Annotated in this window: 16 protein-coding genes and 1 pseudogene; 6 read left to right on the plus strand and 11 right to left on the minus strand. The window is 69.6% G+C overall.

Annotation, left to right across the window (positions count from 1 at the left end; translation table 11 throughout):
* A pseudogene (locus NG1_RS33180) lies at window positions 1-296 on the minus strand (DUF5666 domain-containing protein); the annotation flags it as partial.
* Window positions 297-530: 234 nt separating this feature from the next.
* Window positions 531-3,086 (minus strand): ATP-dependent chaperone ClpB, encoded by a 2,556-nt coding sequence (gene clpB, locus NG1_RS33185; protein WP_062977580.1) that lies wholly within the window; start codon window positions 3,084-3,086, stop codon window positions 531-533.
* 339 nt (window positions 3,087-3,425) lie between these two features.
* Here clpB and NG1_RS33190 point away from each other — a divergent pair, with 339 nt between their 5' ends.
* The 4 genes from NG1_RS33190 to NG1_RS33205 all read left to right on the plus strand — a co-directional run bounded on the left by NG1_RS33190 (window position 3,426) and on the right by NG1_RS33205 (window position 7,543).
* A complete protein-coding gene (locus NG1_RS33190) occupies window positions 3,426-4,361 on the plus strand; it encodes an NADP-dependent oxidoreductase (RefSeq protein ID WP_062977582.1) in 936 nt (311 codons plus the stop codon).
* Between the two features lie 62 nt (window positions 4,362-4,423).
* Window positions 4,424-5,296 carry an LLM class flavin-dependent oxidoreductase gene (locus tag NG1_RS33195; RefSeq protein WP_157114386.1) on the plus strand — a complete coding sequence of 291 codons (873 nt, stop codon included), beginning with the start codon at window positions 4,424-4,426 and terminating at the stop codon, window positions 5,294-5,296.
* 298 nt (window positions 5,297-5,594) lie between these two features.
* A complete protein-coding gene (locus tag NG1_RS33200) occupies window positions 5,595-6,752 on the plus strand; it encodes a globin domain-containing protein (RefSeq protein WP_040870757.1) in 1,158 nt (385 codons plus the stop codon).
* Between the two features lie 29 nt (window positions 6,753-6,781).
* Entirely contained in the window at window positions 6,782-7,543 is a 762-nt protein-coding gene (locus NG1_RS33205; protein ID WP_040870758.1) for an FAD-binding oxidoreductase, read from the plus strand.
* Window positions 7,544-7,825: 282 nt separating this feature from the next.
* Here NG1_RS33205 and NG1_RS33210 read toward each other — a convergent pair whose 3' ends face one another.
* From NG1_RS33210 to dnaK, 5 genes are all read right to left on the minus strand, one after another.
* Window positions 7,826-8,995 (minus strand): globin domain-containing protein, encoded by a 1,170-nt coding sequence (locus tag NG1_RS33210; protein ID WP_062977586.1) that lies wholly within the window; start codon window positions 8,993-8,995, stop codon window positions 7,826-7,828.
* A 533-nt stretch (window positions 8,996-9,528) separates the two neighbouring features.
* Window positions 9,529-9,945: a heat shock protein transcriptional repressor HspR gene (locus NG1_RS33215; RefSeq protein WP_040870761.1), complete on the minus strand. Its 417-nt coding sequence runs from the start codon at window positions 9,943-9,945 to the stop codon at window positions 9,529-9,531.
* Window positions 9,945-11,108, minus strand: a complete 1,164-nt coding sequence (dnaJ, locus tag NG1_RS33220; RefSeq protein WP_062977588.1) for a molecular chaperone DnaJ — start codon at window positions 11,106-11,108, stop codon at window positions 9,945-9,947. The genes NG1_RS33215 and dnaJ overlap by 1 nt, the downstream gene beginning before the upstream one ends.
* Window positions 11,109-11,129: 21 nt before the next feature.
* Window positions 11,130-11,792, minus strand: coding sequence for a nucleotide exchange factor GrpE (gene grpE, locus NG1_RS33225; protein ID WP_062977589.1), 663 nt, complete (start codon window positions 11,790-11,792; stop codon window positions 11,130-11,132).
* A complete protein-coding gene (gene dnaK, locus NG1_RS33230; RefSeq protein ID WP_062977591.1) occupies window positions 11,789-13,639 on the minus strand; it encodes a molecular chaperone DnaK in 1,851 nt (616 codons plus the stop codon). Before dnaK ends, grpE begins: the two co-directional genes overlap by 4 nt.
* Window positions 13,640-14,062: 423 nt before the next feature.
* Between dnaK and NG1_RS33235 the strand changes: the two genes are divergently transcribed.
* Window positions 14,063-15,226, plus strand: a complete 1,164-nt coding sequence (locus NG1_RS33235; protein ID WP_062977593.1) for a zinc-binding dehydrogenase — start codon at window positions 14,063-14,065, stop codon at window positions 15,224-15,226.
* 10 nt (window positions 15,227-15,236) lie between these two features.
* Here NG1_RS33235 and NG1_RS33240 read toward each other — a convergent pair whose 3' ends face one another.
* From NG1_RS33240 to NG1_RS37250, 4 genes are all read right to left on the minus strand, one after another.
* Entirely contained in the window at window positions 15,237-15,881 is a 645-nt protein-coding gene (locus tag NG1_RS33240) for an HhH-GDP family DNA glycosylase (RefSeq protein ID WP_062977595.1), read from the minus strand.
* A gap of 119 nt (window positions 15,882-16,000) precedes the next feature.
* Window positions 16,001-17,554: a dynamin family protein gene (locus NG1_RS33245; protein WP_245660156.1), complete on the minus strand. Its 1,554-nt coding sequence runs from the start codon at window positions 17,552-17,554 to the stop codon at window positions 16,001-16,003.
* Window positions 17,551-19,413, minus strand: a complete 1,863-nt coding sequence (locus NG1_RS33250) for a dynamin family protein (protein ID WP_062977597.1) — start codon at window positions 19,411-19,413, stop codon at window positions 17,551-17,553. The genes NG1_RS33245 and NG1_RS33250 overlap by 4 nt, the downstream gene beginning before the upstream one ends.
* Window positions 19,414-19,450: 37 nt before the next feature.
* Complete coding sequence (locus tag NG1_RS37250; protein WP_157114387.1) at window positions 19,451-20,563, minus strand: hypothetical protein; 1,113 nt, start codon at window positions 20,561-20,563, stop codon at window positions 19,451-19,453.
* 126 nt (window positions 20,564-20,689) lie between these two features.
* Here NG1_RS37250 and NG1_RS33260 point away from each other — a divergent pair.
* On the plus strand, window positions 20,690-22,323 hold a 1,634-nt coding region (locus NG1_RS33260; RefSeq protein ID WP_157114388.1), incomplete at its 3' end, for a hypothetical protein.

Raw genomic sequence — 22,323 nt, forward strand, 5'->3', positions numbered from 1 at the left:
GGCATCGCGCCACCGGGCGGCCCCGCCGGGCCCGGCCACCGATCGCCGCCGCTGTCCGGATAGGCGGCCCACTGGGCGTCGTAGGCGGGGAACTCGCGCGTCGCGTTGGTGCCCGGCGGCCCCCACGCTCCGTAATGCTCCGTCGGGGGATATTCCGACGGCGCGGCGGTGCCGTACGCCTCGAGGTACTCCGTGGTGTGCGCGGGGTCCCCGTATCCGGACTTGCCCGGCGGACCCAGGTGTTCGGTCGGCGCATCCTCCGGCCGCTGCCCCCAGGGATCGTTCGGGTTGGTCATGCGTTCCAGCGTAAGCTTTGTTCGCGCACTCGCGCCCGCACCCGCTGCACCGGTGTGCCCTCCGGAAGACCCATGCCGGAGCCCGATCCCTCGCACGCGAGGCGGCCGTCGATCTACTCCGGCCGGTGTCGCCACCCTGCCGAGTCGATGAAACATGCTGTGCGCGAATCGAGTTGCGCAGTGGTCATCGAACGGGCCTCGCCCCGAGCGCTGCCCGGAGCGAGGCCCGTTCGCTCACCGTCCCACGATCAGACCGTCCCCGTCGGGGCTGACGCTCACCTTGACGCTGTCACCGTCGGTGACCTCGCCCGCGAGCAGTTCCTTGGCCAGTGCGTCGCCGATGGCCTGCTGGATCAGCCTGCGCAGCGGACGCGCGCCGTAGGCGGGGTCGTAGCCGCGCACGGCGAGCCAGAATCGGGCCGAATCGCTGACCTCCAGCTTCAGCCTGCGCTGCGCCAGCCGTTTCTGCAGCTGGTCGAGCTGGATGTCGACGATGTGCTCGAGCTGCTCCTCGTCGAGCGCGTGGAACATCACCACGTCGTCGAGGCGGTTGAGGAATTCCGGCTTGAAGGCCGAACGCACCGCGTTCATGACGAACTCGCGATCACCGCCCGCGCCCAGGTTCGAGGTCAGGATGAGGATGGTGTTGCGGAAGTCCACCGTGCGGCCCTGGCCGTCGGTGAGCCTGCCCTCGTCGAGCACCTGGAGCAGGATGTCGAACACGTCCGGGTGCGCCTTCTCGATCTCGTCGAACAGCACCACCGTGTAGGGCCTGCGCCGCACCGCCTCGGTGAGCTGACCGCCCTGGTCGTAACCGACGTAGCCGGGCGGGGCGCCGACCAGCCGGGCCACCGAGTGCTTCTCGCTGTACTCGCTCATGTCGATGCGGACCATGGCGCGCTCGTCGTCGAACAGGAAGTCCGCCAACGACTTCGCCAGCTCGGTCTTACCGACGCCGGTCGGGCCGATGAACATGAACGAGCCGGTCGGGCGGTTCGGATCGGCGACACCCGCGCGGGCCCGGCGCACCGCGTCGGACACCGCCTGCACCGCCTCGGTCTGACCGACCACGCGGCGGCCCAGCTCCTCCTCCATGCGCAGCAGTTTCTGCGTCTCCCCTTCCAGCATCCGGCCCACCGGGATTCCGGTCCACGACGACACCACCTCGGCGATGTCGTCCGGGCCGACCTCCTCCTTGAGCATGACCTCGCCGTCTCCGGCTGTGGCGGAGGTCTTCTCGGCTTCGTCGAGCTGCTTCTCCAGCGCCGGGATCCGGCCGTAGCGCAGTTCGGCCGCCTTGCCCAGGTCGCCGTCGCGCTCGGCGCGCTCGGATTCGCCGCGCAGCGCTTCGAGTTCCTCCTTGAGCGAACGCACCTGGTCGATCGCGTTCTTCTCGTTCTGCCAGCGAGTGGTCAGCTGGTTGAGCTTCTCCCGGTCGTCGGCGAGTTCGGCGCGCAGTTTCTCCAGCCGCTGCTTGGATGCCTCGTCGGTCTCCTTGGCGAGGGCGACCTCTTCGATCTCCAGCCTGCGCACCGCGCGCTCCACCTCATCGATCTCCACCGGGCGGGAGTCGATCTCCATGCGCAACCGCGAGGCCGACTCGTCGACCAGGTCGATCGCCTTGTCCGGCAGGAACCGGGAGGTGATGTAGCGGTCCGACAGCGTGGCGGCGGCGACCAGCGCGGAGTCGGTGATGCGCACACCGTGGTGCACTTCGTAGCGATCCTTGATGCCGCGCAGGATGCCGATGGTGTCCTCCACCGACGGCTCCCCGACCAGCACCTGCTGGAAGCGCCGCTCCAGGGCCGCGTCCTTCTCGATGTGCTTGCGGTATTCGTCCAGCGTCGTCGCGCCGACCAGGCGCAACTCGCCGCGAGCCAGCATCGGCTTGATCATGTTGCCCGCGTCCATCGCCGATTCGCCGGTCGCGCCCGCGCCGACGATGGTGTGCAGCTCATCGATGAACGTGATGATCTGGCCCGCGCTGTTCTTGATGTCCTCCAGCACGGCCTTGAGCCGCTCCTCGAATTCGCCGCGATACTTCGCGCCCGCGACCATCGCGCCGAGATCGAGCGCCACCACGGACTTGCCGCGCAGCGACTCCGGGACATCGCCCGCCACGATGCGCTGGGCCAGGCCCTCGACGATCGCCGTCTTGCCGACGCCCGGCTCGCCGATCAGCACCGGGTTGTTCTTGGTGCGCCTGCTCAAGACCTGCACCACCCGGCGGATCTCGGTGTCCCGGCCGATCACCGGGTCGAGTTTGCCGGAGCGGGCGGCTTCGGTGAGATCGGTGGAGTACTTCTCCAGCGCTTGGTAGCTACCTTCCGGATCAGGGCTGGTCACCCGGGCGCTGCCGCGGACCGCGGTGAACGCCGAACGCAACGCGTCGGCGGTGGCGCCGTACTTGGTGAGCAGCATGGTCACATCGGAGTCGCCCGCGGCGAGACCGACCATCACGTGCTCGGTGGAGACGTACTCGTCACCGAGTTCGGTGGCCAGGCGCTGCGCCGCGGTGATCGCGGCGAGCGCCTCGCGGCCCAGCGGCGGTGTGGTGGTGGCGCCGGTCGCCCGCGGCAGCCGGTCCACCAGGTCTTGTGCCTCGCGTCGAACGGTCGCCGGATCCGTTCCGACGGCCTTCAGCAAGGGCGCGGCGATGCCGTCGGTCTGGTCCAGCAACGCCACCAGCAAGTGCGCCGGACGGATCTCCGGGTTGCCCGCGGCGGAGGCCGCCTGCAGGGCGGCGGTGAGCGCCGCCTGAGTCTTGGTGGTGGGATTGAACGAGTCCACGAGTCACCTTCCTACTAGTCGATTCGCACGACGCCGAGCACGATCCGGTGCGACCGAAGCCCTCGCTTCGTCTCGCCCGCTCGTCTACCGGCTCGCCGCCGTTCCTTACCGTCCAACGTCGGAAAGGTTGAGTCTGTTCCGCTCAAGTTTTAATTTTTCCGGCGCGCCCGCCCGTCACCGGGGATCGGATCGAACGCTACGCCCCGACACCGGCGAAAGCGACGCCTCGCCGACGCCGCCGATGCGGTGATTCCGCACGTCGGCGGGGTTCGGATGCCTACGATGACCTCGGCCGTCACTTGTTGCATCACTCTTCACCCCGAATCAAGGAGCGAATGGATGCGCGCGATCGTGGTACGGAAGTTCGGAGCGACGCCGGAACTGGCCGAGATGCCGATGCCCGAGCCCGGACCCGGAGCCGTGCGGGTCCAACTCCAGGCGGCCGGGGTGAACCCCTTCGACCGGAAAGTGGCCTCCGGAATCCTGGACGGCAGACTGCCCCACGACTTCCCGATGATCCTCGGGGTGGACGGGGCGGGCACCGTCGCCACGATCGGCGCGGGCGTCAGCCGCTTCGCCGTCGGGGACCGGGTGGTCGGCAAGTTCCTCACACCGCCGGTGGGCCACGGCAGCTTCGCCGAGTACGCGGTGCTCCCGGAGGGCGGCACGCTGGTGCCCATCCCGCCCGGAGTGCCGACCGTCGCGGCCGCCGCGCTGCCGACCGCCGGAGTCACCGCGCAGGATCTCGTGGACGCCACGCACATCAAACCCGGCCAGACCGTGCTGATCGTGGGCGCGACCGGCGGCGTCGGCTCCTTCCTGGTGCAACTGGCCAATATCGCGGGCGCGCACGTCATCGCGACGGCGCGCGGCGATTCCGCCGATCAGATGACCCGGCTGGGCGCGGCCGAGACGGTGGACTACACCGCCGCCCCGGTGCGCGACCAGGTCGCCGCCGCGCATCCGGACGGCATCGACGTGCTGTTCGACCTGGTGAGCCCGCCCGAGGCGCTCGCAGAACTGACCACGCTGGTCCGCGACGGCGGCACGGTCTACTCCACCACCTTCGCCGCCGACGAGGACGCGTTGCGCGCGCGGTCGATCAAGGGCGGCAACATCGAATCCCAAGGCAAAGCGCCGGAGCTGGCCAGACTGATCCAGCGCGTCGCCGCGGGTGACGTGGTCGTGCCGATCGACGCCACCGTCCCGCTCGCGGAGGGACCCGCGGTCATCGGAGCGCCCGGCGCACGCGGCAAGACCGTGCTGGCCATCTGAGCCGTACCGGCCCGCTGGGCCGGCCTCCCGCGAGACCCCGGAGGTGTGCGCTGAACACCCGAGTGCCCCAATTCGGCCTGTTCCTGATCCCGGAGGCCGAGGACTTCCGCAGGCTCGCCGAGCTGAGTGTGTACGCCGACGTATCCGGGCTCGACCTGATCGGCATCCAGGACCACCCCTACCAGCGCCGTTTCCTGGACACCTGGACCCTGATCACCGCTCTGGTCGCGCGGACCGAGCGGATCACCTTCTTCCCGGACGTGGCGAACCTGCCGCTGCGCCACCCCGCGCTGCTCGCGAAATCGGTGGCCTCGCTCGACATCATCAGCGACGGCCGGATCCAGCTCGGCCTCGGCGCGGGCGCGTTCTGGGACGCTGTGGCCGGGATGGGCGGACCGCGCAGAACCGGTGGCGAAGCGGTGCGCGCCCTCGGCGAGGCGATCGCGGTCATCCGCGCCCTGTGGAGCGACGAGCGATCGGTCCGGGTGCCCGGATCCTTCTACTCCCTCGCGGGGGCGCATCCCGGTCCCCGTCCTCGGCACGATCCCGGCATCTGGCTCGGCGCGCGGGGCCCGCGCATGCTCGAGCTCACCGGACGCGCCGCCGACGGCTGGGTGCCGTCGGCCGCGTGGGCGCCGCCGGAGTTCCTCGCCGACGCGGGCAGGCGGATCGATGACGCCGCCGCCGCGGCGGACCGGGACCCGCTGGCGGTGCGGCGGGTGTTGAACGTGTCCGGGACCATCACCGCGGACGGAACCGACCGCGGATTCCTCGAGGGTCCGGCCGCGCGGTGGGTCGACGATCTCCTGGTTCTGCACCGTGACCAGCGGATTGACGGATTCGTCTTCTGGCCAACCGAGGGGGAACCGGTCGAGCAGATCCGTCGTTATACCGAGCAGGTCGTGCCCGCGGTTCGGGCCGGCGCCGGGTCGTGACCGGCGTCTGCTCGGCGGGGACAGGCCGCGAAGCCGCGGCGCCGTCCGTCCGTGGCTCCGGTTACCGAAGGGTCAGCAACGTCCGCCGTTTGCCCACCGATTACCGTTTGGCCGGGTCTTACGGCACCGACGGTTCCGGCCGGAGGTAGTTCGTCTCCAGCCAGTGCCCGGCCGGAGCGAAGGCGAAGGTATGCCTATACCCACACGACCACGGCATTTTCGGGGATACTTGTCGGCGGGAGACCGCCGGTAACGGGTATGTCCCCGGGCAGAACTGAGGGAAAGGAAGCTCCACGTCGTGGATGCGCGTTCGGCTGCGCTGGTCCGCGCCAATTTTCGTTCGGTGATCGAGTCACCGAATGGACCCGAGCGGTTGGTCAGTGCGTTCTACGGACATTTGTTCGCCGAGAATCCCCGGCTGCGCGAATTGTTCCCGCCCGCCATGGAGATGCAGGCCAAGCGCATCGCCACGGCCATCCAGTACGTGCTCGATCACCTGGAGGACTGGGACCGGGCACAGAAATTCCTGGAGCAACTCGCCCGCGACCATCGCAAGTACGGCGTCGAGGCCGCGCACTACGACGTGGCGGGCCGTGCGCTGCTCGCGGCGTTCCGCGCCTACAACGGCGCGGCCTGGAACCGGAGCCTGGAGGAGGGCTGGCGCGACATCACCATCCTGATCTCCGCGTCCATGGCCATCGGCGCCAACTCCGACAAGTCGCAGCCGGTGTGGGAGGCGACCGTGGTGGGTCATCGCCGCGTGCTGGAGGACCTGGCCATCGTGCGGCTGCAATCGGACGGGCCGGTGCCGTATCAGGCCGGACAGTACGTGCCGGTCACGATCCCGCAGCGGCCGAAGATGTGGCGCTATTTCTCCCCGGCCATCCCGTCCAACCCGTACGGCGAGATCGAGTTCCACGTGCGCAAGATCCGCGGCGGCTGGGTGAGCCCCGCGATCGTCAACGAGACCAGGGTCGGCGACCGCTGGCGGATCGCGGGCCCGCTCGGCGGACTGCACGTCGACCGGGACAGCGGCCGCGACGTGCTCATGATCGGCGCGGGCACCGGCATCGCGCCGCTGCGCGCCCAGCTGATCGAGATGGGCCAGCGCGGCATCAATCCGCGCGTGCACTTCTTCATCGGGGGCCGCTATCCCTGCGATCTGTACGACGTGGAGAACATGTGGCAGCTCTCGCAGAGCAATCCGTGGCTGACCATCGTGCCGGTGTGCGAGCAGAAGACCAATCCGTGGTGGTACCCGCATCCGCCGCAGGACGCACCGTACGGCATGCACCGGCGCCTGATCGGTAATCTGGGCGCCGTCGTCGCGAGCTTCGGCGCGTGGGCGGACCGCCAGATCCAGATCGCCGGATCGGCCCGGATGATCGCGGATACCCAGCGCGCGCTCATCGCGGTCGGCACGCCGGAGCAGAACATCAGCTGCGACCCTGTGTAACGAAGGAGGCCCCGTTGGGGGATCCGAGCATGCTCGGTAACGGTCATGAAGCGCCGGAGTGGACCTCGACCGTGGTCGGCCATCATCGGCTCCGGCACGATCTCGCGGTGATCCGCCTGATCGGCGAGTTCGTGCCGTTCGCCGCCGGGCAATCGGTCGAGGTGCGAGTTCCGCAGCACCCCGGCGTGCGCCGCAGGTTCTCCCCCGCGCTGCCGCCCTCCCTGGACGGCAAGCTGGAGTTCCACGTGCGCACGGTGCCGGGCGGCTGGTGCAGCGCCGCCATCGTCGCCGACACGCAGCCGGGCGACGAGTGGCGAATCGGCGCTCCGGCAGGCGGATTCTGGGTCGACCCGGACGGCGACGAGGTGGTCATGATCGCCGGCGGCACGGGATTGGCGCCGATGCGCGCCCAAATCCTGGAACTGGCGCGCAAACCTTCCCCGCCACCGACTTACCTCTTCGTCGGCGGGCGCTCCCCCCGTGACCTGTACGCCTCGGACATGCTCTTCCTGCTGGCCGCCGAATTGCCCTGGCTCACCGTGATCCCCGTGGTGGAAAGCCTGGAGGACCCGCACTGGGTCGACGAGTGGTACGAGCAGTCCCGGGTCGACATCGGCTTCTCACCCGACGACCTGCTCTACGGCACACTCGCCGAAGTCCTCGGCTCCCACGGCGCCTTCCGCGAGCACCAAGTGCTGGTCTGCGGCTCCCCCGCCATGGTCCAGACCACGGTCGACCGCCTCCTGGAAACCGGAACACCCCCGGAGCGCATCCAATTCGAGGGCCTCTGACCTGTCGCTGGGCCATTCGCAAGGACACACCGCGAGGACGTCCAAGCACCAGTTCCGAGGCGCCGCAACGGCAGAACTTCAAGTCGTGCCATCACCACCGCACGCGCCCAGCGCACCTCAACTCCCGGTTTCGAGCGAAGCGAGACCGAGCATGCGCCGTTCGCGGCCCGGCTCGCGTCCGAGTGGCCGCCGCGTAGGCGACGAAGGAGCAAGCGGTGGCCGCTCGGACGCGAGCCAAGAAGGGGCCGCGAACACCCAGCGCCGCAGGCGCTGGCAATCAATTCAGTACAGCGGGTCGTGGCGGATGTTTTTCGCCAGGGTTCCCGCTGCCATGAGGCGGAACTTGGTGGTCTGCACCATCGACGGTGAACCGACGATCTGAACATCGCGGTCGGACCAGGCGCCGAAGCTCGCGACGACCTTGCCGATCTGGCCGGTCACGCGGGGTTCCAGGCCGGGCCAAGTGGTGCGCGGCTCCTCGGGTTCCGCGTACCACCAGGGGTTTTCGTCGTGTTCGCTCACCGGCGTGACGGTGAGCCAGCGGTTGGCCATCGCCAGCTTGCTCAACGTCTCCAGGTCGTAGAGGTCGCACGGGTGGTGCCCGCCGACGAACAGATGCACCTTCGGATTGGTCCGCCGCATCGCCATCGACATCAGCTGGGCGCGCAGCGGCGCGATTCCGGTGCCGCAGCCGACCATCAGCATCTTGCGTTTGGTGTTGCGCGGAACGCCGAGGCCGCCGAGCGGTGAGCCCAGCAGCCACTGGTCGCCGACGACGGTCTGGCCGACGATGGCCGAGCTGACCCAGCCGCCCAGCACACTGCGGACGTGGAACTCGATCTCACCGTTGGTGTTCGCGGGCACGGCGGGCGAGAGATAGCGCCACATGCGCGGCCGCGAGGGGATCTGCACGCTCAGATACTGACCCGCGGCGTAGCGCATCGGCTGGTCCAGTTGCAGCCGGACGACGACGAGATTGCGTAGTACTTCGCGGCGCTCGATCACCGTGCCGGTCCACGCCGACGGTGTGGTCTCCTTCTCCGCCGCGCCGATCATGGTGTCGGCGATGATCTTCAGGCCCTCGTCCCAGGCCCGGTCGACCTCGTCGGTCCACATCTCGGTCCCTGCGAACACCTTGACGGCGGTCTTCAGCGCGGTGGACACGGCGGCGTAGTGCGCGGGCTGCACGCCGTATTTGCGGTGATCCCTACCGAGTTGGGCCAGGAAGGGCAGTAGCTTGTCGGGCTCTTCCAACCGGTCCAGCGCGTAGGAAATCGCCTTGACCAGGCGATCGCGCTGGGAGTCCATCGCGGCGGGAAAGAAATCGCGGACGTGCGGGTAGTCGGTGAACAAGATCGCGTAGAACGATCTCGCCAGTTTCTCCGGCCCCCCATCCTCCGCAGCAACCGCCTTGAAAGTTGTTCTGATCAAAGCGACAGCGCGTGAATCCATTGATGTCACAACCCCATTTCGCACTCGTTCACGAACCTTGCCGGCGAGTGAGGTGCTGCGGGGCCACTCGACAGCAGCCGACGGAAAGGAGTGTAGGCGAGGTTTGCCAGCAACGGAATCTTTCGAAGGAACATCACGCGTGTAATTTCGTCGAAACCAGGATATTCAGCGAGACACGCCAGAGAAACCGACTGCAAGACCGTAGATCTGACGCGAAATCGGTCATATGCACAGCGAAAAGGTAAGTGGCACTTGGTCGATTTCGTCCCGATTGGTCTGTTCTAGCGACATCGGGGCAACATGGAGACCCTCGAACGAGGACTGAACCGGGCAAACAGCACCGGTTCCGTAAACATATCTATGGTAGAAATGTCCAGTTGATTCGACAACGAAATGAACTCCGCCGCACGACTTCCGTCGAACATGTTCTGGTTTACTCTCAGCAAATTATCGGCGGCAGCGGCGGTTAAACGACGAAGGCCCCGGCCTCCGATCGCGATGTGCGATCGAGGCCGGGGCCGTCGTCGTGCCGGTTATCGTCTGCGCTGACCGTCCTCGCGACGGTGCCGTGGCTGCCAGACCACCAGCGCGGTACTGCGTTGCGGGGCGAGGTCGGGACGGTATCCGGCCCGCGTTCGCTCCAGCTCGGCCGACAGTTCCGCCACCTGCTGCCGCAGCTCCTCCACCTGATTGGTCAGCTCGATGATGCGCTTGATGCCCGCGAGGTTGACGCCCTCGTCCTGGGACAACCGCTGCACCTCGCGCAGCAGCTCCACGTCCCGGGCCGAGTAGCGCCGACCGCCGCCCGAAGTACGTTGCGGCGTGACCAGTCCCAGACGGTCATACGTGCGCAGTGTCTGCGCGTGCATGCCGGCCAGCTGGGCCGCCACCGAGATCATGAAGAACTCGGCCCGCGACCCGCCGGACGCGTTCTTCGGTTCCGAGGACATTACGCACCTGCCCATCCCGCACGTGGATCGAAGCCACCGGCTCGCTCCGCCTCCTGGTAGCGCTCGAGCGCCTCGACGGCCTCGCGGTCCAGCTTCTGCGGGACCGCGACCTTCACCGTCACCAGCAGGTCACCCGCGCCGCCGCCGCGCTTGGGCACACCACGGCCGCGTACCCGCAGGGTGCGGCCGTCGGCGGTACCCGGAGGCACCTTGACGCCGACCCGGCCTTCCAGGGTGGGCACCGAAACCGTGGTGCCGAGCACCAATTCACTGTAACTGACCGGCAGCACCAGGGTCAGGTCGTCGCCGTTGCGGCCGAAGACCTTGTCCTGGCTGACGTGGACGGTGACATAGAGGTCGCCCGAAGGCGCCCCGCGCAGTCCCGCCTCGCCTTGACCGGCCAGCCGGATCCGTTGCCCGTCACCGACTCCAGGAGGAATCCGCACCGTGATCGTGCGCGTGCGGTTCTGGATGCCGCTGCCGTGGCAGTCGACGCACGGATCGTCGATGATCGATCCGCTGCCCCGGCACTCGTCGCACGGCTCGCTGAAGCCGAACGCGCCCTGATTGCGGCTGACGACGCCGGTTCCGTTGCAGATCGGGCAGACCCGCGGGCTCGTGCCCGGCTTCGCGCCGCTGCCGTGACACGTGGTGCACGGCGACGGGCTGGTCATCCGCAGTGGAACCGTGACACCCTGGGCCGCCTCCCGGAAACCGAGCGTCGTCTCGGTCTCCACGTCGGAGCCGCGCCGGGGGCGGCTCGCTGACGTCCGCGTGCCGCCGCCCCGGTTGAACAGACCGCCGAGCAGGTCACCGAGGCCACCGTCGCCGGCGCCGCCGCCGCCGAAGATGTCCCCGATGTTGAACTCCTGCGAGAAGCCGCCCCCCGCAGCGGATCCGAACCCACCGCGACCGTAGCCGCCACCCGCGAAGAGCTTGCGAGTGTCGTCGTACTCCTTGCGCTTGGCCGGATCCGACAGCACCGCGTGCGCCTCGCTGACGGTCTTGAACCGCTCCTCGGCTTTGTTGTCACCGGGGTTGGCGTCCGGATGCAAGTCACGCGCGAGCTTGCGATAGGCCTTCTTGATCTCGTCCTGCGAGGCGCTGGAGGAAACACCCAGCTCCTTGTAGAAGTCCTTTTCGATCCACTCCCGTTGGCTCACCGAGCATCTCCTCCTCTCGCATCATTGATCGTTCGCGCCGGCATCATCATCCGATGCCTCTTCGGTCGGCTGTTCGGCGTTTTCCGTCAGATCGGCCACGCCGTCGGTTACCCCGACGAGCGCGTGCCGAAGCACCCTATCGCCGAAGCGATAGCCTTTGCGCATCACAATGCCGATCACCGGATCGTGGCCGGAGCCCTCGTGCTGCACGGCCTCGTGCAAGGTCGGATCGAAGGGCTCACCCTCCGAACCGAACTCCTCGAGACCCTGCTTGTGCAGCGCGGTCGACAGCTTGTCGGCCACCGACTTCAGCGGACCGGAATCGAGGTCGCCGTGCGCCCGCGCGCGATCGAGATCGTCGAGCACACCGAGCAGTTCGGTCACCACCGACGCCTTGGCGGAATCGATCGTGGCCTTGCGATCGCGCTCGACCCGGCGCCGGTAGTTGGCGTACTCCGCGGTCAGCCGCTGCAGGTCGGCGGTGCGCTCGGCGAGCTCACCGCTGATGGCGTCGGCCAGCGCGTCGCCGCCGTTGCCGTTCTCCGCACCGTTGCCCGTCTCCGGGGCCTGCGCGGCCGCGGCGCCGTTGTCCGCGGCCGGCTGCCTGATCTCACCGGTCTCCGGATCGATCTTCCGGTTGTCGACGAAGGTGATCGGCTCCTTCTCAGAGTTGCCCTCGGTCACTTCTTCTCCGTGTCGACCGGCTCGTCCACGACCTCGGCATCCACGACCTGGTCATCGTCCTGCGCGCTGCTCGGCGCGCCGTTGCCCTGCGCCGCGGCGTCCGCGGCGGAGGCCTCGTAGATGGCCTGGCCGAGGGCCTGCGACTCGGTCGCCAGCTTCTCGACGGCCGCCTTGACCGCCGCGATGTCGGTGCCCTTGAGGGCCTCGTTCGCCTCGGCGATGGCCGCCTCGACCTTGGACTTGACGTCCGCGGGGACCTTGTCCTCGTTCTCCTTGATGAACTTCTCGGTCTGGTGCACCAGCGACTCGGCCTGGTTGCGGGTCTCGGCCTCCTCGCGGCGGGCCTTGTCCTCGGCAGCGTGCGCCTCGGCGTCCTTGACCATCCGGTCGATCTCCTCCTTGGACAAGCCGGAGCCGTCCTGGATCTTGATCGTGTTCTCCTTGCCGGTGCCCTTGTCCTTCGCGGTGACGTGCACGATGCCGTTGGCGTCGATGTCGAAGGTGACCTCGATCTGCGGCACGCCGCGCGGGGCGGGCGGGATGCCGGTCAGCTCGAAGGAGCCGAGCAGCTTGTTGTGCGAGGCGATCTCGCGCTCACCCTGGAACACCTGGATCTGCACCGACGGCTGGTTGTCGTCGGCGGTGGTGAAGGTCTCCGAGCGCTTGGTGGGGATGGTGGTGTTGCGCTCGATGAGCTTCGTCATCACGCCGCCCTTGGTCTCGATGCCCAGCGACAGCGGGGTCACATCGAGCAGCAGGACGTCCTTGACCTCACCCTTGAGCACACCGGCCTGCAGGGCGGCGCCGACGGCGACGACCTCGTCCGGGTTCACGCCCTTGTTGGGCTCCTTGCCGCCGGTCAGTTCCTTGACCAGATCGGAGACGGCGGGCATACGGGTGGAGCCGCCGACGAGCACCACGTGGTCGATGTCGGACACCTTGATGCCCGCGTCCTTGATCACGGACTGGAACGGCGCGCGGGTGCGGTCGAGCAGGTCCGAGGTGATCTTCTGGAACTCGGCGCGGGTCAGCTGCTCGTCGAGGAACAGCGGGTTCTTGTCCGCGTCGACGGTGATGTAGGGCAGGTTGATCGAGGTGCTCTGCGAGGAGCTCAGCTCGATCTTGGCCTTCTCGGCGGCCTCACGCAGCCGCTGCATGGCCATCTTGTCCTTGGTCAGGTCGATGCCCGAGCTGGCCTTGAACTTGTCGACCAGCCACTGCACGACCCGCTCGTCCCAGTCGTCACCACCGAGGTGGTTGTCGCCGGAGGTGGCGCGGACCTCGACGACGCCCTCGCCGATTTCCAGCAGCGAGACGTCGAAGGTGCCGCCACCGAGGTCGAAGACCAGGATGGTCTGCTCCTTGTCGCCCTTGTCCAGGCCGTAGGCCAGCGCCGCCGCGGTGGGCTCGTTGACGATGCGCAGGACGTTCAGGCCCGCGATCTGGCCTGCTTCCTTCGTGGCCTGCCGCTGGGCGTCCTCGAAGTAGGCGGGCACGGTGATGACCGCGTCGGTGATCTCCTCACCGAGGTAGGACTCCGCGTCGCGCTTCAGCTTCATCAGCGTGCGCGCGCTGATCTCCTGCGGCGTGTACTTCTTGCCATCGATCTCGACGGTCCAGTCGGTGCCGATGTGCCGCTTGACGGAGCGAATGGTGCGGTCGACGTTGGTGACGGCCTGGTTCTTGGCCGGCTGGCCGACCAGCACCTCGCCGTTCTTCGCGAACGCGACGATCGACGGGGTGGTGCGCGATCCTTCCGAGTTGGCGACGACGACCGGTTCTCCGCCTTCGAGAACGGCGACGACCGAGTTCGTGGTCCCGAGGTCGATTCCGACCGCACGAGCCATTGTGGTTCCTCCTAGTTGACGTACCAATGTGTGTCGGTGCCGGGCGAAAACCGCCCTGCGACGTCCGATGAAGGACGCCGCGAGACCTCGCCCCTAGCACCTCACGGAGCACGGCCCCAGCAACACTGAGCGTGGTCGGCTCAATCCTGCCTCGCCGGAGTTCCGGAGTCAACCGAAACTTGAGCCATACACACTCAATCTTGTCGAAAAGCTCAACGGGCGGCTCGCGCGATTAATTCCCGGACGACCACCGGAGTGTGTGACCTGTGGCACAGAAGGGTCGCCGAGGCATTCGCTGCCTTCGGCCCGCTAGGCCCTGCCACCGCCGTACACCGAGGACAGTCACGGCGGGCCCCCTCGCGCAGTAGGGTGACGGCGGGTGGCCGGGTCGGCCCCCGTGCGCCGTCGATCCGAGGAGCCGCCATGAGGGCCGCCGTCGTCACCGCCGCCGAGTTCGAGGTCGCGGAGCTGCCCACGCCCCGGCCGGGCGCCGGTCAACTGCTGATCGACGTGTCGCGCTGCGGTATCTGCGGCTCGGACCTGCATGCCCGCACCCACGCCGACGAACTGTCCGACTTGGCCGTGGCCACGGGATACGAGCACTTCATGCGCTCGGATCAGAGCGTGGTGCTCGGGCACGAATTCAGCGGGACGATCGTCGATTACGGCCCGGACTGCCGCAGGAGATGGCGGACCGGGACACCGGTGGTGGCGCTTCCGATCGTCCGGCACGGCGAGCAGCCCCACCTGGTAGGGCTGTCGACCGCGGCGCCGGGCGGCTACGCCGAGCAGGTGGTGGTCCAGGAATCGATGACCATGCCGGTGCCCAACGGCTTGTCCGCGGAACACGCCGCGCTGACCGAACCCATGGCGGTGGCCTGGCACGCGGTACGCAGAGGCCGCGTCGGGAAGGGGCAGACGGCCTTCGTCATCGGCTGCGGGCCGATCGGCCTCGCGGTGATCAGCATGCTGAAGGCCGCGGGGGTGCGCACCGTGGTCGCCAGCGACTTCTCGCCACGCCGGCGGGAACTCGCCACCGCCTGCGGCGCCGATGTGGTGGTGGACCCGGCGGCGGAATCGCCCTGGACGGCCGCTCCGAGGAAGGGCCGGATCAACGGCGTCACCGACATACTCGCTCTCGGCTTCGACGCCATGGACCGCTTGCGGCGGGTCCCCAACCTGCCGTGGTGGTACGTCTTCCGGCTGGCCCACACGTTGAACAAGGGGCCGAGCGGGCCGGTGATCTTCGAGTGCGTCGGCGTGCCCGGCATCATCGACCAGATCCTGGCGGCCGCACCGCCGCTGTCACGCGTGGTGGTGGTCGGGGTGTGCATGGAAACCGACCGCTTCCATCCCGCGATGGCCATCAACAAGGAGATCGAGCTGCGCTTCGTGCTCGGCTACGACCCCGGCGAGTTCCGCGACACCTTGCACATGCTCGCCGATGGCAAGGTCGACCCCGGCCCGCTGATCACCGGGACCGTCGGGCTCGACGGCGTGGCCGATGCCTTCACCGCCCTCGGCAACCCGGAGCGGCACGCGAAGATCCTGATCGATCCGCGCGCTTCCGGCGCCGCCCTGATCTGAGGACGCGCGCTCAGGGCGCGGCGGCGAGAACCTCGTCGGCGATCTTCTCGTCCAGCGTCACCCGCACCAAGGCGGCGGCGAGCTCCGCGGTGTGGTGATCCGGTGCCAGCCGCGCCAGCCGGTCGGGATCCTCCGGCAACTGCACGCGCTTGGCGCCGCGCAAGGCCCGTTCGTCGAAATGCGGCCGGACCCAGGTCCAGATGTCCTGGATCTCGCGCAGGAAGATATGTGCCCCGGTCGGACCGATGCCGTCGAACTCCTGGAGCAGATCCGCGGCCCGCTCGGGGTCGTTGTCCGCTTTCTTCGCCAGTTCCCGCAGGTCACCTTGGTAGCGGTCGAGCAAGCGCGTGGCGTTGTGGTGCAGCCTGGTGGCGGTGCTCTCGTCGTAGCGGCGATAGTTCGCCCGCCCCAGCGCGTCGACCAGTTCCTGCCACTCCGCGTCGGCCACCCGGTGCGGCGTCCGGTAGCCGCTGCTGATCAGCTCTCGCGTGGCCCCGATGGCGATATCGGCGGAAATGCGGGTGCTGAGCAGTTGGGAAAGCATGAGCAACTGGAAGAGCGCGGCCGGTTTGTCATCGAGCGTGATACCCGCTTCCTCGGCATATCCCGTGCCCGCGCGGACGAGCAATTCGTGTACGACGTCCTCTTGGCTCATCGTTACCTCCTCTCGCTACCAAGGCGCATACCCGGCCCCACGGCGACTACACCGCCCACGGGCGGCGGAATGCGCCCGTCCCCGCAGGTCACGGCGCTTCGGAGGCGGCGCTCAGCGGCTCATTCCGGCAGCACGCTCAAGGTGCCCTCCGCACTGCGGGCGGCGGTCAGGCAGGCCGTGGCGGTGAACTGGTCGGCCAGGGGGTGGCGCGCCCGGGCGCGCCATTTCCGGACCGCGGCCACCGCTTGGGCGCGCTGGGCGGGGAACGGCGCGTCGGACGGGAGGCCCAGACGAAGGTGGGGTGCGATTCCCGAGCCGCCGATGAGGCGATGCAGTTCGGCGAGATCGTCGGCGGGCAGCGCCAATTCGTCGGTGCGCAGGCGGCCGAGCAGACGCAGCTCGGCGAAACCGTGCACGTCCGCGAGCAGGGTGCGCACCCTGGGCAGCAGGCGATCGGCCGGGGTGCCACGGTAGGCGGTCAGCACCCGGGCCAGCGCGGTGAGCGCGGAATGCGCTTTGAGCTGGTCGGCGCGCTGACCGAACTGCACGTCGAGCACCGAGCGCAGTTCGTCCACTCCGCTGCGGCTGGTCAATTCCTCGGCCAGCGCGGCCGAATCGCGCACGCCGAGCCGGATCAGCGTGACCGCCATGCGAATGCCGAACAACCCGAACCGCTCGGCGAGCTGCGCACGCAGCTCCGGCGGCACCGGGAGCGGCACGTCGGCGCGCGCGAAGCGATCGGCGGAGAGCAACGCGGCGCTCAGTTCGTCGACCGGCACCCGCGCCAGCGTCTCGAACGCCGCGAACTCCTGCTGACGCAGCGTCGCCGCGGCGAACGCGAGCAGCCCGGCGACCGGGATCACGGCCTGGCACAGCCCCGTCCGTTCCAGCTCCCCGGCGAAACGCGTTGCCACATCCCGTGCCGAGTGCAGCGCGTCGATCCGGCCCGCCCCGATCTCGTCGGCCCGCGACACCACGCCGACGATGCCGAGCGGACCGGGCGCCCCCGGCCCGCCGTTGGCCGCGGCGGTTCCCGCGCCCACGCGCTCGAGGAACTGCACGTCCGTCGCGTCCAGCCTGCGCAGCAGGTACACGACGGCGTCGGCGCCCGGGATGGCGATGCCCTGCTCGGTCCGCTCGTCCTCCGCACCCGGCGTCAGCAGACGCGCGGTGCGCCGCGACACCTCGCGCGACAGCGAGGACGTGCCGGGGGTGTCGATGATCGTGGTCTGCGTGAGCGCGGCGGCGGGCCATTCGACCTCGAGATGGTCGACCTCGCGCGCGGCCGGTGCGTTCCAGTTGAGCCGGTCCAGATCGAAGGTCAGCCCGTGCGTTCCGCTGCCGCGCCGGACCACGACGTGCGCGCGGGCGCCATCGGGGGCGTAGGCCGTCACGCTGGGCGTGGATCCGTACCGATACCAGGTGACCACCCTGGTGCACTCGGTCGCGTCGGTGGGCGCGATATCTTGTCCGACAAGGGAATTCAGCAATGTGGATTTGCCCGCCTTGATCGAACCGGCCAGCGCGACGCGCAACGGCTGGTCCAATCGGCGGGCACAATCGGCCAGCAGGGCACGCGGGCGCGGCTCGCCCGCCAGCGCCGCCTGAGCCGCGCCGACCAGCCGATGGGCCTCGGCGACGATTCCCGGCACCGGGCCACCATCACGTCTCACGGGGCTACCGTACCGGCGGGTCCCATCGGTAGTGCGGTCTGCATGGCATCGGCGTATCGGCGCAGTTCCGCGACTACGCGCAGCTGCTGTTCCAGTTGCGCACCGCGTTCGGCGCGGCTGGTGGCGACCATGGACGCCGCCTCCTGCGCGGCCCGCAGCGACTCGTCGATCGAGCGCAGACTGCGTTCGGCGACGCCCGCGTAGTGGTCGCGCAACGCGCGATGGATGCGGTGCAGCCGGTCCTTCGACTCCTTGCCGGCCTGGAACGCCACGTCGTCCACGAAGCGGCGCACCGCCGCCTTCGCCTCGTTGCGCCGCTTGGCCAGCCTGGCCTGCTTGTCGTCCCGGAAAGCCTTGCCGCCCACGATCAATCCCGCGCCGATGGAGATCGGGTTGAGCATGGCGAGTCCGGCGAAGGTGCTGGCCAGCCCGACCATGAGCACGCCGCCGTAGGAGCCGCGCATGCCGACGAGCAGCTTGCTGCCGAAACCGATGTCGGGTTCCAGATCGGCGAGCGTGCCGGAGAGGGCGCGGCCGGAGTCGGCTCCGGCGCCGGGGCGCACGTCCGGCAGGTCGACGGCGCCGAGTTCGGAGAAATGTTCGGCGACGCGCTCGGCGAGTTGCACAGCCCGGGAATGGGTCCACAGCAAGTTGTCGCCGAGGGCCGTGTCGACGGTGCCGGTGAGGTGTTCGGCGATGCGGTCCCAGTGCCTGCCCGGGTCGTGCTCGTCGATCCATTCCTCGGTGGTGCGGGCGAGGTTGCGCAGACGGTCGCGCAGATCGTGGTCGACGTCCCCGGCCAGGTCGGTGATGCCATCCGCGAGCGTCTGCTGCCATGCGGCGGTCCTGCGGTGCAGTTCCTCGGCCGAGGCGCGGGCGGATTGCAGCTCGCGCACCGCCGCAGCGCCCTGCGCCGGATCGCGGATCGCGACCAGCTCGCTACCCAGCGCCAGCGCGAGATGCTCCGCCGCGGAACGGATATCGCGGGCCACGGCGGCCCGGGTGGCCAGCTGGTCGCGCGCCACGACCTGGTCGCGCAGAAACGTGTAGAGCACGCCGAAGCCGGATTCGACGCCGAGCTGCTGGTCCTGCAATCGCATCGCGTGGCTGCGCAGCAGCGACGACACCGGGATCATCGGCACGTCCAGGCGGGCCCGTGCGAGATGGTGCAGATCGGCTTCGTGCACCTGCCGCCAATGCGGGTACAGGTCGGTCTTGGTGAGCAACAGCGCGACCGTCGGGCACAGCTCCCGCACCTGCCGCAGGAATGCCAGTTCGGGCTCGGTGAGTTCGGTCGACGCGTCCGACAGCACCAGCACCGCGTCCGCGGCGGGCACCATTCCGAGCACGCCCGCCGCGTGGGCGTTGCCGTGTCCGCCGACACCCGGGGTCTCGATCAGCACGATCCCGTCGGCCAGCAGCGCGTTGGGTATCTGGACCTCGAGTCGCACGATCCGGCGCCCCTGCGCGAGCGGTGAGCGCTGATCGATCGCGCCGATCTCCGCGATCGGCACCGCCACCCTGGTCTCCGCGCCGCTGGAATCGCCGTGCGCCGCGAGCACCAGCTCCGCGCGCGGCTCGGCGCCGTGCGCGAGCAGCATCGGCACCGTGGTGGTGGCGTCGTCGCCCACCGGGCAGATGTCCAGGTTCAGGAGCGCGTTGACGAAACGGCTCTTGCCCTGGTCCAGCTGTCCGGCGACGACGATGCGCCTGCGCGGGTCACGAACCCGGTCGGCCGCCACTTCCAGGCGGCCGACCAGATCGTTGCGGCCCGCGGCACGGGCCGCCGCGATGGTTTCACCGAGTACCGAGAGCAGCGGTACCGCCGGTGGAGTGGCGTTCGGCGCGGGCGTCCCCATCGCGGTATGGACCTCTTTCCGTATTACCGGGCAACTGTCAGTGCAGGAATGTATCGCCACCCAGGTCGGCGCCCGCCGAACCACTGAACTCCGTGCCCGCGTGGCTCTCTCCGAACAGGCCCGCGTCGGTGTCGCCGCTGCTGTCCAGGCCCGACCCGAAGGCGCTCGACACATCCAGCGAGGACCAGGTGTGCGCGGTCGAGCCGACACTGCCGCCGAGACCCGCACCGGTGTCCACCGCGCCGTGCGCCGCGCCACTCGCCGAACCCGCCATTCCAGCGCCCGCGTCTGCCGCGCCGCCGACGGCCGACTGCGCGGTACCGCCGAGACCAGCCGTCGCGTCGAGGCCCGAGGACGCGTGCGAGCCGATACCGCTGTCCAGGCTCGAACCGACGTGCGCACCGGCACTCGACGCGCCTTCCAGACCGCTCGACAGGCCCCCGCCCGCGTTGCCCGCAGCGCCGAGACCAGTGGACAGACCGCTCTCCAAGCCCGCGCCTGCACCGACCGCGCTGTCGATTCCGGTCGAGAGGCCGGATGTGGCGTGCGAACCAATGCCGCTATCCAGGCTCGAACCCAGGTGCGCACCCGCACTCGACGCGCCCTCGAGACCGCTCGACAGGCCCCCACCCACGTTGCCCGCAGCGCCGAGACCAGTGGACAGACCGCCCTCCAAGCCCGCGCCTGCGTGGCCTGCCGCGCCGAGACCGGTCGACAGGCCGCTCTCCAAGCCCGCGCCTGCGCCGACCGCGCTGTCGATTCCGGTCGAGAGGCCGGAGCCCAGCCCAGCGCCCGCATGCGCACCCGCATCGAGCCCGGCCGACAGACTGGAACCGAGACCCGCACCAGCCTGCGCACCGGCGTCGAGTCCGGCCGACAGGCCCGAACCCAGTCCGGCACCCGCCTGAGCTCCGGCGTCGAGGGCGCCGGTGAGTCCGGTTCCCAGGCCGGTACCAGCGTGCACCGCACTGTCCACGCCGGTGGACAGCCCACCGCCGAGGCCGGGGGACAGGCCCGTCTCCAGTCCGGTCGCACCGTGGACCCCGGCATCGAGCGCCCCGCCGAGCCCGCTTTCCAGGCCCGCGCCGCCCTGCCCGCCGGTGTTCAGCGAGCTCTCCAGTCCGCCACCGAGTTCCGCTCCGGTGCTCACGGCCGCGCCCAGACCCGTCGCGAGCCCGGTCTCGAGACCCGCCGTCGCTTGCGTTCCCAAGTTTCCGGCCCCGCCGACGGCAGAGGAGAAATTGCTTCCGAGTCCGGCGGCCGCATTACCGGAGCCTTGTGCCGCCGTGTCGATTCCGCCGGTGAGCCCGGCCGTCGCCTGGCCTGCGGCGCCGAGCGCGCCGCCCAGACCGGTCTCCAGACCGGAACCGATCTGCGTACCCGCGTCGGCCGCACCGTGCAGTCCGGTGGAAATGCCGGCACCGGCCTGCCCACTGGCGCCGAGACTCGTCGCCAGGTCGCCCGCGGCACCCACAGCACTCTGGAAACCAGCGCCCGAGCCCGTGGCCGCGTCTACCGCACCCTCGAGACCCGCACCGGCCCCGGCCTGCCCAGCGGCACCGAGGCCTGCGGTCAGACCACTCGCGGCGTCCACAGCGCCCTCGAGACCGGCACCAGCCGAGCCGCCCGCATTCAGCGCCGCATCGGCGGCACCTTGCAGGCCACCACCCACACCGGCACCGAGACCAGCCGTCAGATCAGTCGCCGCACCAGCAGCGCCACCCACCGCTCCGTCGAGGGTCGCACCCGAGCCGGTCGCCGCGTCGACAGCGCCCCCGAGACCCGCACTCACACCGGAGGAGAGGTCCGCGGCGCCACCCACGGTGCTCTCGAAGCCGGCGGTCAGGTCAGTCGCCGCACCCGCGGCTCCGCCCAGGCCCGTGGCGGCATCCGCCGCACCACCGATTGCGCCACCGAGACCCGCGCCGAGCCCGGTCGTCGCATCGATGGCACCCTCCAGACCCGCGCCGAGCCCTGTGGTCACGTCGGTCGCCGCGCCCAAACCACCTTCGAGGCCAGCGCCCACTCCCGTGGGGAGGTTCGCGGCACCACCGACCGCGCTTTCGAAACCGGAGTTCAGATCAGTCGACGCGCCACCTTCGAGGCCAGCGCCCAGACCCGTGGCGACGTCCGCCGCACCACCAACCGTGCCCGCCAAACCTGCGCCGAGCCCGGTCGTCGCATCGATGGCACCCCCGAGACCCGCGCCGAGCCCGGCACCAGCCTGCCCACCGGCGCCCAGGGCCGCATCCACACCCGCGTCGACAGCGCCCTCGAGACCCGCACCCACACCGGTCGACAAATTCGCCGCGCCTCCGACGGCACCGCCCAAATCCGCGCCGAGTCCGGTTGTCGCATCCACCGCGCCGCCGAGACCAGCACCCGCCTGTCCACCGGCGCCGAGCGCCGCGTCCAGACCGGTCGTCGAACCACCGACGGCACCCCCGAGACCCGCGCCGATACCGGTTGCCAGATCCGCCGCACCACCGACCGCACTTTCGAAACCGGCGGTCAGATCAGTCGCCGCACTCGCGGCACCTCCCAGGCCCGTGGCGACATCCGCCGCACCGCCGACCGCGCCCTCCAAACCTGCGCCGAGCCCGGTCGTCGCATCGACAGCACCGTTGAGACCAGCGCCGAGGCCCGTGGTCGCATCGACAGCGCCCTCCAGACCCGCGCCGAGCCCTGTGGTCACGTCGGTCGCCGCGCCGAGACCACCCTCGAGGCCCGCGTTCAAGCCGGTGCTGATGTCCGCCGCGCCTCCTACCGCGCCTTCCAAGCCTGCGCCGAGACCCGTGGTGATGTCCGCCGCGCCACCGATGGCGGTTTCCAGACCGGCGCCGAGTCCGGTCGTCGCGCCGACAGCGCCTTCGAGGCCCGCCCCCACACCGGCGCCGAGGTCGGCGCCCG

The organism is Nocardia gamkensis NBRC 108242 (assembly GCF_001612985.1).
In the GTDB taxonomy this organism is placed as follows: domain Bacteria; phylum Actinomycetota; class Actinomycetes; order Mycobacteriales; family Mycobacteriaceae; genus Nocardia; species Nocardia gamkensis.

What these genes read in the sequence shown, in the direction of transcription:
- NG1_RS33250 (WP_062977597.1), bottom strand. Translation starts at nt 19,413, where the DNA reads ATGGGGACGCCCGCGCCGAACGCCACTCCACCGGCGGTACCGCTGCTC.
- NG1_RS33205 (WP_040870758.1), top strand. Translation starts at nt 6,782, where the DNA reads ATGCTCGGTAACGGTCATGAAGCGCCGGAGTGGACCTCGACCGTGGTC.
- dnaK (WP_062977591.1), bottom strand. Translation starts at nt 13,639, where the DNA reads ATGGCTCGTGCGGTCGGAATCGACCTCGGGACCACGAACTCGGTCGTC.
- NG1_RS33240 (WP_062977595.1), bottom strand. Translation starts at nt 15,881, where the DNA reads ATGAGCCAAGAGGACGTCGTACACGAATTGCTCGTCCGCGCGGGCACG.
- NG1_RS33190 (WP_062977582.1), top strand. Translation starts at nt 3,426, where the DNA reads ATGCGCGCGATCGTGGTACGGAAGTTCGGAGCGACGCCGGAACTGGCC.
- NG1_RS33210 (WP_062977586.1), bottom strand. Translation starts at nt 8,995, where the DNA reads ATGGATTCACGCGCTGTCGCTTTGATCAGAACAACTTTCAAGGCGGTT.
- NG1_RS33215 (WP_040870761.1), bottom strand. Translation starts at nt 9,945, where the DNA reads ATGTCCTCGGAACCGAAGAACGCGTCCGGCGGGTCGCGGGCCGAGTTC.
- NG1_RS33235 (WP_062977593.1), top strand. Translation starts at nt 14,063, where the DNA reads ATGAGGGCCGCCGTCGTCACCGCCGCCGAGTTCGAGGTCGCGGAGCTG.